General features: G+C 60.7%; 11 protein-coding genes and 1 tRNA gene. 4 read left to right on the top strand and 8 right to left on the bottom strand.

What is annotated here, in order from left to right; translation table 11 throughout:
• The 4 genes from F4V54_RS05660 to F4V54_RS05645 all read right to left on the bottom strand — a co-directional run.
• A partial coding sequence (locus F4V54_RS05660) for a DUF4192 family protein (RefSeq protein ID WP_150386525.1) occupies positions 1-430 on the bottom strand: 430 nt, incomplete at its 3' end.
• 170 nt (positions 431-600) lie between these two features.
• Positions 601-720 carry a helix-turn-helix domain-containing protein gene (locus F4V54_RS05655; protein ID WP_083583987.1) on the bottom strand — a complete coding sequence of 40 codons (120 nt, stop codon included), beginning with the start codon at positions 718-720 and terminating at the stop codon, positions 601-603.
• Positions 721-972: 252 nt separating this feature from the next.
• A tRNA-Met gene (locus tag F4V54_RS05650) sits at positions 973-1,046 on the bottom strand.
• Between the two features lie 131 nt (positions 1,047-1,177).
• Positions 1,178-4,135 (bottom strand): UPF0182 family protein, encoded by a 2,958-nt coding sequence (locus F4V54_RS05645; protein WP_150386524.1) that lies wholly within the window; start codon positions 4,133-4,135, stop codon positions 1,178-1,180.
• Between the two features lie 154 nt (positions 4,136-4,289).
• Between F4V54_RS05645 and F4V54_RS05640 the strand changes: the two genes are divergently transcribed.
• Together F4V54_RS05640 and F4V54_RS11615 are read left to right on the top strand one after the other, a co-directional pair.
• Complete coding sequence (locus F4V54_RS05640) at positions 4,290-4,781, top strand: PPA1309 family protein (protein WP_150386528.1); 492 nt, start codon at positions 4,290-4,292, stop codon at positions 4,779-4,781.
• Entirely contained in the window at positions 4,774-5,451 is a 678-nt protein-coding gene (locus F4V54_RS11615) for a hypothetical protein (protein WP_211359466.1), read from the top strand. Before F4V54_RS05640 ends, F4V54_RS11615 begins: the two co-directional genes overlap by 8 nt.
• On the opposite strand, the gene F4V54_RS05630 is transcribed toward F4V54_RS11615, so the two are convergent.
• Positions 5,448-6,497 carry a YlbL family protein gene (locus F4V54_RS05630; RefSeq protein ID WP_376997321.1) on the bottom strand — a complete coding sequence of 350 codons (1,050 nt, stop codon included), beginning with the start codon at positions 6,495-6,497 and terminating at the stop codon, positions 5,448-5,450. The two genes, F4V54_RS11615 and F4V54_RS05630, sit on opposite strands and share 4 nt — an antisense overlap.
• 246 nt (positions 6,498-6,743) lie before the next feature.
• On the opposite strand from F4V54_RS05630, the gene F4V54_RS05625 reads away from it, so the two are divergent.
• Positions 6,744-8,222: a zinc-dependent metalloprotease gene (locus F4V54_RS05625; RefSeq protein WP_150386523.1), complete on the top strand. Its 1,479-nt coding sequence runs from the start codon at positions 6,744-6,746 to the stop codon at positions 8,220-8,222.
• Here the strand turns inward: F4V54_RS05625 and F4V54_RS05620 are convergent.
• Complete coding sequence (locus F4V54_RS05620) at positions 8,219-8,755, bottom strand: M48 family metallopeptidase (protein WP_102724173.1); 537 nt, start codon at positions 8,753-8,755, stop codon at positions 8,219-8,221. The genes F4V54_RS05625 and F4V54_RS05620 overlap by 4 nt on opposite strands.
• Positions 8,756-8,830: 75 nt before the next feature.
• Here F4V54_RS05620 and F4V54_RS05615 point away from each other — a divergent pair, with 75 nt between their 5' ends.
• Positions 8,831-9,673, top strand: a complete 843-nt coding sequence (locus F4V54_RS05615; RefSeq protein WP_102724172.1) for a hypothetical protein — start codon at positions 8,831-8,833, stop codon at positions 9,671-9,673.
• Here the strand turns inward: F4V54_RS05615 and F4V54_RS05610 are convergent.
• Positions 9,670-11,715, bottom strand: a complete 2,046-nt coding sequence (locus F4V54_RS05610; protein WP_034664423.1) for an ATP-dependent DNA helicase UvrD2 — start codon at positions 11,713-11,715, stop codon at positions 9,670-9,672. The two genes, F4V54_RS05615 and F4V54_RS05610, sit on opposite strands and share 4 nt — an antisense overlap.
• Positions 11,715-12,836, bottom strand: a complete 1,122-nt coding sequence (locus F4V54_RS05605) for a potassium channel family protein (protein ID WP_034664425.1) — start codon at positions 12,834-12,836, stop codon at positions 11,715-11,717. Before F4V54_RS05605 ends, F4V54_RS05610 begins: the two co-directional genes overlap by 1 nt.
• Between the last annotated feature and the right edge of the window lie 17 nt (positions 12,837-12,853).

Genomic DNA, 12,853 nt, shown 5'->3' with positions numbered 1-12,853 from the left:
CGACAACGCCGTGGCGCGGCTCGTCGATGAGCGGATGCTGATACACGGACCACCACGCAGCCCCGGTGACGATCTCAGGCACCTGCACCACCCCGAGCAGCGGCGGTAGGTGCACTGCCCCGCTGGTGAGATACGTTGCCGTCTCCTCGAAGACCGGCTGCGCAATGTCATCGCTGATCATGTACGCGATAACAGCGTCGAGTTCGAGGTGGTGGACCCACGCTGCGAACCGCTCGCGGCTCTCGGTGAGCTTTGCAACAGCTTCGTCCAGGTCGAACCGCGCGACCGGGCCGAGGCGGACGGTGTCGACGCCCTCGTCGTCGACGAAGAACGCGAGGATCAGCGAGTTGTTCGGGTAAAACCCGAGGATGCCGGGGAGGTTCGCGAGAATCTCGCCGTGGGATGCAAGCGTGTGAGAATGGGTGGACATGGCAGTGCTCCTTTGCACGAATACGGGGTGTATGTGGTCAATCCCGTATTCGGCCCGGCTCTGCCGGTCGCAGGCGTATCCCAGCAGTGCAGCACTCATGTGTGCCGAGCGTCGCTAGCGCAGCCTGATGCCTTCTCGCCGGGTGCGAGCGCTAGCGACGCAGCCTGTGCCTAAGCGTCGGCTTCGATGCGCTTGAGAGCGCGATAGATCGTCGGCCGCGAGACGTTGAGTGTCCTGGCTACTGCGCTGACGGACTTGCCGCCCTCAATAAGCTTTCTCCCGAACGCCACGGTTGAGCAGTCTCACCCCCGAGATAGGCAGACCCCCCGAACTGCCGGCTCCCGTGGCGTTCCTTCGTTGCCGCCGACCTCGCAATCACTAAGCAATGCCCCGAAAACCTGCGCCGCTTCGTTGGAGCGTCGCAGTTCCGTTTGGTGCAGGATTTTGCCCCTAGTGCACCAGCTAGTGCACCAAATGGTGATCCGCTCACAAAATGAAGAAGGCCCCTACCAGCATTTGCACTGGTAGGGGCCTTATCTTAGTAGCGGGGGCTGGATTCGAACCAACGACCTCTGGGTTATGAGCCCAGCGAGCTACCGAGCTGCTCCACCCCGCGTCGAGTGATATGTAATTCACCTGCTGTCTAAATGACAACGGCGTTAACTATACGCACGGGGTACTAGAACGACAAATCCCCTGGCTGCCGCTTTGTTGTTGCGGTTGGGCAACCAGGGGATGTGCTGGTGGCTACTGGATGTTTTGGTAGTCCTTGACGGCGCGGTCAAGGTTGTCCAGGGCCTTGCCGTATTCCTCGAAGGAGCCGTGGCGGGCGTTCTCGATGCCGCGCAGGGCGTCGTCGATAGCCTTCAGTGCGGAGTCCTTGTTGTTCGGGCTGTCCGCTGGCTTGGGCTTGTCTTCCTTGTCGGTGTCGGCGGCAGCATCCTTGGGTTCGGTGGTGTTCCCGTCAGCGTCGACAATGCTGATGTCCTGGGCTTCCTTCGCGTCAATGCCCACCTGGCTGAGAGCCTGGGAGACAGTCGGCGCGTAGCCCACGCGGCCCTTGTAGAACACGAGGACGCGGAGCAGCTTCGGGAATGCGGATTCCTGGTCCTTGCGCTGCGAGTAGATCGGCTCAACATAGAGGATGTCCCCGCCCGCCACCGGGAGGGTGAGCAGGTTGCCGTTCTTCAGGGTGTTGGAGCCCTCCCACAGCGTGCGGTCGCGGGCCACCTGGTCGGAGGACATGAGGGCGTCCTGCGCCTGCTTCGGGCCTTGGGTCTGCGTGTTGGTGGGTAGGACACGGACGGTGATCTTGCCGTAGTTATGCGGATCAGACGTCACGGTCATGTGCGCAGCGAGGAACTCACGGCTCAGGCCACGGTACGGGGTGATCAGCTGGAAGGACGGCTTGGAGGTCTCCGGATCAGCGGCCACAACGTAGTACGGCGGCTGGTTCAGTTCCTTACGGCCTTCCGGTGCCGTCGGGTCATTCGGGACGGACCAGAATGCGTCGTTGTTGAAGAACACGCCCGGGTCAGACACGTGGTAGCGGGCCAGCAGTTCACGCTGAACCTTGAACAGGTCCTCCGGGTAACGCAGGTGCTCATGCAGGGTGTCCGGTATGTCCTTGGCTGGCTTCACAGTGTCCGGGAACACGCCCATCCACGCCCTGAGCACTGGGTCCTCTTCGTCGAATGCATAGAGCTCCACCGTGCCGTCGTAGGCATCAACCGTTGCCTTGACGGAGTTGCGGATGTAGCCCACCTCATTGTTCACCAAACGCTGGTTAGTGCCATCCGGATTGAGGGCATCCTGCGTGGTGTCCTGCAGGGAGGTGCGGGTGGAGTACGGCAGTGCGGACAGCGTGGTGTATCCATCGACGATCCACTTGATGCGGCCGTCCACCACCGCCGGGTAGGTCATCTGGTCCGTGGTCAGCCACGGGGCAACCTTTTCCACACGCTTGCGCGGATCGCGGTCGTAGAGAATCTTTGATTCCTTGCCCACGCGGTCAGACAGGATGAGGTTCATCTCCTGGTACTTCAAGGCAAATGCAGCACGGTCAAACCAGTTGCCAATGCCCACGCCGCCCTTGCCGTCGTAGGTGAAGGAGGACGTATCAGTGTCGTACTCCAGTGGGCCCTGACCCACATCGCCGACGATGGCGTAATCCAGGCCGTCATTGGCAGAAGCGATGACCGGGCCGTAGTAGACGCGCGGCTGCTCCGCGCGGATACCCAGCTCCTCAGCGTCTTCCTTCTCTGCAGCGTTGGCGTTGGACTGCAGATCAGAGACGGTGAACACCGGCAGGCCACCACGGGTCGAGCCAGCGTCCTGTGCTGCCTCATCAACAATGTTGGCCTGGGCAGCCACGAAGCCGTTGCCGTGGGTGTACACGGTGTGGCGGTTCAGCCAGTCACGCTGGTTCTCACGCAGGGCGTTCGGGTCCAGCTCGCGGGCAGCAACGACGAAGTCACGCATCTCACCGTCAACCTCGTAGCGGTCCATGGCCAGGTTCTCCGGGAAGCCGTAGAAGTTACGCAGCTGCTGGTTCTGCGTGAAGGTGGGAGCCAGGATGTCCGGGTCAAGCAGGCGGATGTTAGAAATCGTTGCTGAATCATTGCCCACCTCCCCATCATTGGCTGGTTCTGCACCCCAGTTGGTTTCGTAGGTGACTTTGTCCGCGGTCAAACCATAGGCTTCACGTGTGGCCTCAATATTGCGGGCAATGTAATCGGACTCGCGCTCCTGACGGTTCGGGTTCACCGAGAACTGCTGCATCAGAGCCGGCCATGCCTGGCCGATGACCAGGGAGGACAGGATCATCATCACTGTTGCCAGGACCGGGATGCGGAAGTCCTTGAAAACGATGGAAGCAAAGAAGGCCACGGCCACCAGCACTGCAATAACAATGAGGATGATGCGTGCCGGCAACTGTGCGTTGATGTCGGTGTAGGACGCACCGGTAAAGATGTCGTTCTTGCCGTACAGCAGGCTGTAGCGCTGCAACCAGTAATCAACGGCCTTGACCAACATCCACAAGCCAGCCGTGGCCGCGAGCTGGATGCGGGCGGCCTTGGAAACGAAGCCCTTGGTGCCGGCAACCTGGTTGGCCACGCGGATGCCACCGAGAAGGTACTGCCCTACCACGCCAACGAGGAAGGCGATGACCAGCAGCATGGACAGCACGCTGACAAACATGGAAAACGCAGGTAGAGCGAAGGCGTAGAAACCGAGGTCACGACCGAATTGTGCGTCCGTGGAACCAAAATCCCCACCGTTGAGCCACAGCATGAACGTACGCCACGTGCTTTGCCCCAGCACGCCGGTGATCACACCAACGATGATAGGCACCCACAGCACCAGGCCACGGACGGTGGACTGGATGGATTCTTGGTACTGCGCCATCGGCGAGTTCGGGTCCGAGAAAATCGAGGTCTGCTCACACGTGCGCCATGTAAACGCGGCGGCAGCAAAGGTGATGCCGGCTCCCACAAGGGCGAACACGAGGAACAAGACGATGCGGACCAGGATCACTTTGGTGAACACGCCGCGGTAGCCCAGCTCGCCGAACCAGCGGAACTCCGTGTACACATTCACCAGCATGGGAATCAGCAGGGTGAGTACCGCGATAACTCCAAGGACCACCAGCATGGTGTTGGATTTCCGCGGCTTCGGACGGGGAATATTCAGGCGCGTGGCCAAAATCGAAGCTCCTTCGACAATCTATGAAAAACGGCTCGGGGTGAGGCTATGTAAGCTTCAACACTAATTTCATTAACGCTTAAAAGACCAGAAGGGTTCCCGCACAGTGTCTGAGCACACCCCCGCGCTGACGCAACAAGCACTGAATAAGGCCATGATGGAGGCCGTCGAATTCGTCCACGCTGAAGGGTGGGACGTGGCGCCGACGTTGTTTGCGCTGGTCCCCACCGCGCTTGTGGCCGATCAATTGGCGGGGCTGGAAGATGAATCCGCACCGTTAACATTGATTGTGCAAGAGGAGATTCCGGCGCACATTCAGCCCGGTTCGGATGAATTGGGTGATTACCTCACGCGCTTGGCGTGGCCGGAGGAGGTCGCCGGCGTGATTTTGGCACAGGAGATCATCTTTAGAGAGAAAGCTGAGCCTGCTGAGGCCTCTAGACCTCAGCAGGCTCGCCCCGCGCGCCTATTTTCCGGTGTGCTGCGGGAGGAAGGGCTAGAGCTGACGCTGTTGCAGATCCGTCCGACGGAGGAGGAATTGGAGGCCGCCGGCCCGTTTGCTCAGGATGAGATCCAGCTGCGTGGGGGTCCGGAAGTCGCCCCCGCAGTCATCGGCGCGCTACGATACAGCCTGGATAATGAATAAGGAGTTCCCCCTCGTGTCGTCACTGTCATTCCGTCGCCTCGCCTGCTCCCCCGTGGCCCTAGCGTTGAGCGTTGCTCTTGTTGCATGCTCCTCGAAGGAGGAACCAACACCTGAGCCAACGCCATCGAGCACGCCGGCAACAACATCGACGCAGACAAGCACGGAAGAGACGACGGGGTCGAGTGAGGGCTCGTCCACGGCGACGTCGACAAGCAGTAAACGCCGCCGCGATGATGCGCAGGTTGTTGAGGATGTGCGGGAGAAATTCGCCTCGCTCGCGCCTGAATCGCTTTTCGACGATCTGGATACCTGCGTTGAAACCAGCCTCAAGGGTTCCTACGACTGCTCCGGTTCAACCGTGGGGCAGCTGCAATTCTTTGCCTCGAAGTCCATGGCGGAAGATACCGCGGATGTGCTCACGGGCCTGTCTAGCTCCCGCGTAGTGGAGAAAACCGACGAGAAACTGGTGGGTTGGTCCATGCTGGGCAAGACCGCGGTGATCACCGTCGTGGATAAGAAGGAAGGCAAAGTCCTCCAACAGATGGTGGCTAGTGATGTGGATGATCCGGAACAGCGGATCTTCATGCTTGGTCTGGCGGATAGCTACTCCGAGCCGACCGATGAGTCTTCTACGGCTACGACGACTGCGGTGAAGAAGGCTCCTCGCTAATCCACCTTGCAGGTTGCCACGGGTCGGCCGGCGGCGAAATCGTCCATCACGGAAATCGCATCGTCGATGTTGCTCACGCTGGCAACCGTCATGTCTCCGGCATCGGCCTTTGTTGCCTCCGCGCAGTTCTTTTCTGGCGCAAGGAAAAGCTCCGCACCGCCATCACGCGCGCCCTCAATCTTGTGAGTGATCCCGCCGATGGGCCCCACAGTGCCGTCTTCAGCGATGGTGCCCGTGCCAGCGACCTTGTGGCCACCATTGAGCTGCCCGGGCGACAATTTATCAATCACGGCGAGACTGAAAATCATGCCCGCGCTCGGCCCACCAATGTCATTGAGGTTGTAATTCACGGTGACATCACCTGCGGGCTCAGACGTCATAGTCACGCCGAGCAATGGCAACTTCTCATCCTCCGGGTTTGTACCCAACGTGATAGACGCGGTGGCCGGTTGATGCTCGCGCAGGTACTCCACCTCAACGGTCTCCCCTGGCTTATGTTCCCGCACGATGTTCTGCACCTGTTGTGGTTCTGTCACCTCGTGTCCGGCGACCTTGGTCAGCACATCTTCGGGCTCCAGCACGCCTGCTGCTGGCGCATCTTTGAGCACTCCGTGGACCAGGACACGAGTGGGCTCGCCAAGGTAGCGCATCGCCGCAACCGTTGCCGCGGCCTCGGAGGCAACGAAGGCTTCCTCGTTGATCTCCCGCATCTCCTCATCCGACACGTCCTTGGGCAGGATCTGCTCCAGTGGAACAATCGAGTCTTTGTGGACGAGCCAGCGGCTCAACGCCTGCGCCATGGTCATGTTCGTGCGTACGGACACCGTGGTCATATCCAACGTGCCTGAAGTTTCATCCACCTCCGCGCCCTCAATATCAATGACCGGAGTGCCCTGCACATCCCCCAACGTGTTGAAGGTCGGCCCCGCCCCCTGCGCCGCATACGGCACGGTGAGCCTGATGTTCGTGCCCGGCACGCCACCCACCACAAGCGCAGCGATAAGCACCGCCAAAGGCACCCCCGTAGCAATCACGCCGCGACGCAGGCCTTTGCGTTTGGCGGGACTGGCGGCTTCAGGTGTCGCAGTTACTTCGTTGTCCGCTGGTGCTTCCTTGTCCGCTGATGTGTCGGCAGGCGCTGTGGGGTTAGTGGGCTCGGTGGGCTGGTTCACGGCTGTTAAGCCTACAACAGAGGCGAGGCTGCACATCACCCACAGATGTTCGCTCTCAGCGTTGGGCATCCAGGCCTTATTCCTCGCGGCCTGTTCCATTACCCCGGTAGGCTGGCCAACATGGCTAATGGATTCGGGTTCTCTTTCCCCAACGACGACCGGGATGACCGCGATGGTCAGGACGGTCGCGATGATCGGAACGACCGCGATGGTCAGGACGGTCGCGATGATCAGCACAACCCGTTTGCCCAGTTCGGCTTCAATTTCGGTGACGGCCAGGGCTTCAGCGGTAGCTTCAGCGGGAACCTGTCCGACATTTTGAACCAGTTCGGTGAGATGCTCGGGGGCGGAGTGTCGCGCGCTGCGTCTGGTGCTGGGTCCGCGCCGGAGCAAGACGCGGTGAACTATAACGTTGCGTTGCGTGCCGCCCGCCAGGTGTTGAAGAACCCGCGTGGTGCCACAGCGAATGACGCCACTGCGGTCACTGAATCCGTGCGGTTGGCCAACCTCTGGTTGGATGATGCCTCCACGTTGCCTGATTCAGGTGCACGGCCCGAAGCGTGGAGTACGGATGACTGGGTAAAGAACACCCTGCCTACCTGGAAGCGCATGGTCAGCCCCGTAGCAGAGCACATGGGTCGCGCCCAACTGGATGCGATGCCGGCGGAAGCACGTGAGATTTTTGGCCCCATCACGCAGATGCTCGGCCACTTCAACTCCATGAACTTCGGTGCCCGCTTTGGCAGTGCGCTGGGGGACCTGGCTAATCAGACGCTGACGGGTAATGATTTCGGGCTGCCTGTCGCCCCCACCGGCATCATCGGCATTGTGACCAAAAACGTGGAGCCCATTTCTGCGCAGCTGTCCGTACCCGGCCAGGAAGTGCTCGTGTACGTCAGCGCACTTGAAGCTGCCCGCCAGCGTCTGTTCACCCACGTGCCGTGGTTGGTGGAGCGCATCGTGTCCTCCGTGGAGGAATACTCCATCGGTTTGGAGCTGGATACCTCCCACATCGAGGAAACACTGCGGGAACTCAACCTGGAATCGGGCGACCCGATGAAGATGCAAGAAGTCATGCAGAACTTGCAGGACATGGATCTTTCACCACGCATCACCTCCCGTAATGCGGCAGCCACTGCACGACTGGAAACCCTGCTCGCTCTCGTCGAAGGCTGGGTCGATGTTGTGGTGGAAGAAGCATTGACAGAGCGGATTCCGTCCACCAGCGCATTGGCTGAATCCTGGGCGCGCCGCCGCGCAACGGGTGGCTCCGCGGAAAATGCTTTCTCCAATGTCGTGGGCATTGAGCTTGGTGCCCCGAAAACCCAGGAGGCCACTGAGTTATGGCGTCGCGTGACCCAGGCCGTGGGTGTGGAACGTCGCGATAAGGTCTGGGACCACCCGGACTTCCTCCCCTCCTCTGAGCACCTGGACAACCCAGCCGCGTTCATTGACACGTTGCTGGATGATGCGCCGGATTCCGCTTTCGACGAAGAGATTGCCAAGCTCGAAGAGATGCTGGCCAATGAGCCCGCACCAGATGAGGATGATCAAGACGGTCCTGGATCTTCTGGCTCGTCTGAGTCTTCTGAGGACTAGCTCGGCCCGAACCGCTGGTAGGCCTCCAGGTACCCCTTTGCCCGTTCGGCGTAGGGTACTTTGTCTGCTTGCTCCCAAAAATCAGGTCCGTGGCCGGGGATGTAGGTGTGCACGAGTTCATGGACGAGCACGGCATCCACGACCCAATCGGGGGTGTCTTTCAGCCGGTCACTGATCCGGATGTCGCCGGTGGACACGGTGCATGAGCCCCATTGAGTGTTGTGATTGGATGCCCACCGCACTGAACCAATGCGCGCCCGGCCTCCCAGGATCGTGCGGTTGAGTGTTTCCGCACGGGCATAAAGCTCCGCATCGGATGCACGTTGAGTTGTTGATTTCCTCGCCAGCTTGGCCAGGATCTCCTCCACCGCGTCGCGTTCCTGCTGTGCTGTGAATCGTGCGGGGATGCGGACCTCAATCCGCTCACCTTTGTGCCGCGCCTGCACGGTGCGAGTACGCCGCGCGGAGCGGATGATGTCCACACCTCCCGGCGGCCAATCACCACTGTGAGCTGGGTTGTTGTGTCGAGACATAGCGCGCGGTGGTCTTTCTGTGGTTCGATGGTGTCCACATGTTGTTCGGGGGAACGTTCATTCATTGGGGGAACTATGAGGGATTCCACATTAGTCACGCTTGCACACGGCGTGCACGTTTTACAGCGGGAGCCGGGTGTGCTGCAGTTCGGCATGGACGCCACACGGTGCGGCATCGTGGAAACCCGGTACGCGGATGATCTGCGCCCACTTTTGGCCGGGCTGAGCACGCCCTCACGCATCCGCGAGGTGCGTACCATGCTTATGGGCGTCGACGGGTTCACGGAAAGAGCAGCACGTTCGCTTATCGACGACCTCTTGGCCTACCGCATCCTCACCCCCACCACCACTACTCCCGTAGCCATGCTGGGGGCGTCACCGTTGGCCAAGACTCTCCGGTCCCTGCTGGAGAATTCCGGTGTGGCCGTGCGGGCACCCATGGGGGAAGAATCTGATGGTGCTTTTCTTCACCGGCTGTCTGATGATGTGCCGCTAGTGGTCGTGGATCGCATTGCGCGTCACATTGCCGTGGACCGAAAACTGGGAAAGCACCGGACATGGAACATCCCCATTGCCACGGTGGATGCGCGCGTAGTGGTGGGTCCTGTCAGTCAGGGTGGGTCTGGCCCCTGTCTTGTGTGCGCGGAGTTCTATCTCCTTGACCGCGATCCCGCGTTGCACACCGTGGCTACTGCTCTGCCCGATGGTCCACCATCCCCTGATCCGGTGGTTCTTTCCGCTGGTGCTTCGGCAGCAGCGGCTCTCATCCGCAACGCAGCCGGGGTTCCCATGCCGCCGGGGGTGTCCGCAGGCACATTGCAGCATGGCACCACGGTAGCGGTGGACCCATTCGGCCCCGCCCCAGTGCACACGCAGGTCCTCGGCACCCACCCCCGTTGCCCGGTATGCGCGATTTAGCGGAAGCCTTCCAGGACCCCGAGGACGTCTTCCCCGTACTGCTCTAACTTCGCCGGCCCAATGCCGGAGATATTCAGCAGGTCAGCGGGCGATTCTGGCATTTCTTCCACGATGCCCAGCAGTGTTGCATCCGTGAACACCATGTACGGCGGATGCTGGTTTTCCCGCGCAATCTCCAGGCGCCACTGCTTCAAGGCGAGGAAGGCGGCCTCGTTGTAGGTCGGCTCACAGTCCTCGTGTCGGCCAAGGCTTTTCTCCGCTGGGGTATCCAGCGGGAAGCCGCATATCCGGCAGGCCTTCGCTCGCTTGAGGCGCTCCGGTGTTGCTTCTACCTCCAGTTGGGGCGCAATGCCGTCTAAGAAACGGGAACGCTCGCGGGACTTCCGGCCACCTTCTTGGCGGGCATACGACCACGAGAGCTGCAGGTGCTCCCGGGCACGAGTGATACCCACGTAGAACAGGCGGCGTTCCTCCTCCACCTCTTCATCCCCCGCTTTAATGGCGTGGGAAATGGGCAGGGTTTTTTCGACTAGGCCCACGAGGAAGACAGCATCCCACTCCAGGCCCTTGGCCGCGTGCAAACTCGCCAGTGTCACGCCGTCCACGGATGGTGGCTGCTTCGATTCCGCACGCTGGCGGAGGGATTGCAGGACCCCCGGCAGGTTCACAGCCTCACCGGTGTTGACAATGTCAGAGATCAACTCCACCAGCGCGTTAAGTGTCTGCCACCGCTCACGCTGGCGCGCACCTTCCGGTTCCTTGGCGCTCAAACCCAAGGGTGCAAACGCGGCGCGAGCAATGGCCACCGGATCATCCGGCAGATCTGTTCGCCGTGTAGCGCTCACCAGAGTGTTGATGGCCTCACGGATCTCCGGGCGTGTGAAGAATCCTTCACCGCCACGCACTTGGTACACAATCCCGGCATCGGACAGCGCCTGCTCAAACGCCACCGATTGTGCGTTGAGGCGGTAGAGCACCGCGATTTCACGCGCCGGGGTGCCAGCCGCGATGAGTTTTTTGATCTGCGTAGCAACCTCCCTCGCCTCCGTCGGCTCATCCGGATAGGAGGCAAAGACCGGGTCCGGTCCCGGATCTCGCATACCCTGCAATTCCAAACGTGTGCCAGCAACACGGCCACTCGCCTTGGAGATCACCGTGTTAGCTAGGTCCGTCACCTCAGGGGTGGAACGGTAGTCCCGCTGCAACTTCACCACGGTGCCGTGTGGATATGTCCGGGAGAAATTCAACAAGTAGTCCGGCGTTGCCCCGGTGAAGGAATAAATCGTCTGGTTGGCATCGCCCACCACGGTGAGGTCATCGCGTTGACCCAACCATCCTTCCAGCACACGCTGTTGAAGTGGAGTGACGTCTTGGTACTCATCCACCACGAAGGTTTGGTACTGGCTGCGGAATTCCTCCGCCACTGCCGGCGCGTTTTCCAGGGCACCGGCGACGTGCAGCAACAGATCATCAAAATCCAGTGCCATGCCTTCGGGGCTAGTCTTGGATTCCTCGTAGCGCTTGTACACCGCCGCTACTTTCTCCACGTCTGCTGGCGGTTCACGGTGACTGCCGGCGATCTTCTCTGCATAGCCATCAGGGCTGATCAGGGAGGCTTTTGCCCATTCGATCTCCGTGAGGAGGTCACGCACGAGTTCCTTGTCCGGCTCCAAACCCACGCTGCGCGTGGCGCGGGCTACGAGGGGGAACTTGTTGTCAATGAGCTGCCATGGCAGATCCCCCGCGACCTGCGGCCAGAAGTAACGCAGCTGACGTAGTGCTGCTGCGTGGAAGGTGCGAGCCTGCACCCCGCCGATGCCCATGCCGCGGAGCCGGTCACGCATCTCCCCTGCCGCGCGCGAGGTGAAGGTCACAGCGAGGACCTTTTGCGGGGCGACGAAGCCCTGATCAATCAGGTGGGCAATGCGGTAGGTAATCGTGCGGGTCTTACCCGTTCCCGCGCCCGCCAGAATGCACACGGGTCCGCGGGGGGCGGTGGCGGCAACCCGCTGATCGCTATCAAGCTGGCTCAGGTCGATCACTAGAGATCATCTTCCTGGAGGCGCGCGGCTTCCGTCAGATCATCCTGAGTGTCATCCGCGTAACGGATGTACAGCAGGCGGTCACCCGGCTCGACGGACTCCGCTTCGGGGGAATCCAGGCGGTACAGCTCACCGGAGCGTACTACACCCAGAACAATGTCGGCGAGGTGGCGGGGGTTGGAACCGACCTCATCGTCCACGATGGCGCGCTCCGCAACGGTAAAGCCCGCATCCGGGCTGAGCAGATCCTCGATCATCTCCACCACCGATGGCGTGCTGGTAGCAATTCCCAGGAGACGTCCTGCCGTTTCAGAGGAGATCACCACTGAGTCCGCACCAGACTGCTCCAACAGGTGCTGGTTTTCTGCCTCACGGACCGAAGCGACGATATGAATACCGGGGTTGATCTCACGCACGGACAGGGTGACCAGCACCGCGGTGTCATCGGTGGATGGGGCCACGACCACGGAACGCGCACGACTCACGCCAGCCACCCGTAGCACGTCTGACTTCGTACCATTACCGTGCACTGCAACGAGGCCACGACTTTCTGCGTGGGCCAATGCTTCATGATTGTCATCAATGACCACGATGTTGGATGGTGCCATCCCCTCAGCCAGAAGCGCGTCCACAGCGGAACGGCCCTTCGTGCCATAGCCGATGACAATGGTGTGGTTGCGCACAGATTTCCTCCAGCGTTGAAGTTGCAGTGTCTTGCGGGAATCCTCGGTGAGGACGGACAGGGTTGTACCGACGAGAAGCATCAGGAATGCCACACGCATCGGAGTGACTATCAGGATGTTGACCACACGGGAGGTTTGCGTCACCGGAGTGATGTCACCGTAGCCGGTGGTGGAAAGTGATACCGCGGAGTAATACACGGCATCAATAAAAGTCAGCGGTTCGCTGTAACCATCCTTGTCCAGCCACACGAGCACCGCCACGATGACGATGAGCAGGATGGCGTACAGGAAACGGCGGCTGATCAGCGCCCACGGGGTCGTGCGTGCTGCCCGGGGCAGACGGATGACATTAATCAGTGCGTGATCAGGCAGCGCCGTGAGATCCTCACCGCGCAGCCGTTCACGAAACCGAATCGGCGCCTTAAACGACGGCCTCATGCCACCTCCACTCTTTC

The organism is Corynebacterium tuscaniense, assembly GCF_008693065.1.
GTDB lineage: Bacteria > Actinomycetota > Actinomycetes > Mycobacteriales > Mycobacteriaceae > Corynebacterium > Corynebacterium tuscaniense.
Note: the sequence above shows the minus strand (reverse complement) of the source record. Positions and strands in the feature narration are given on the sequence as shown.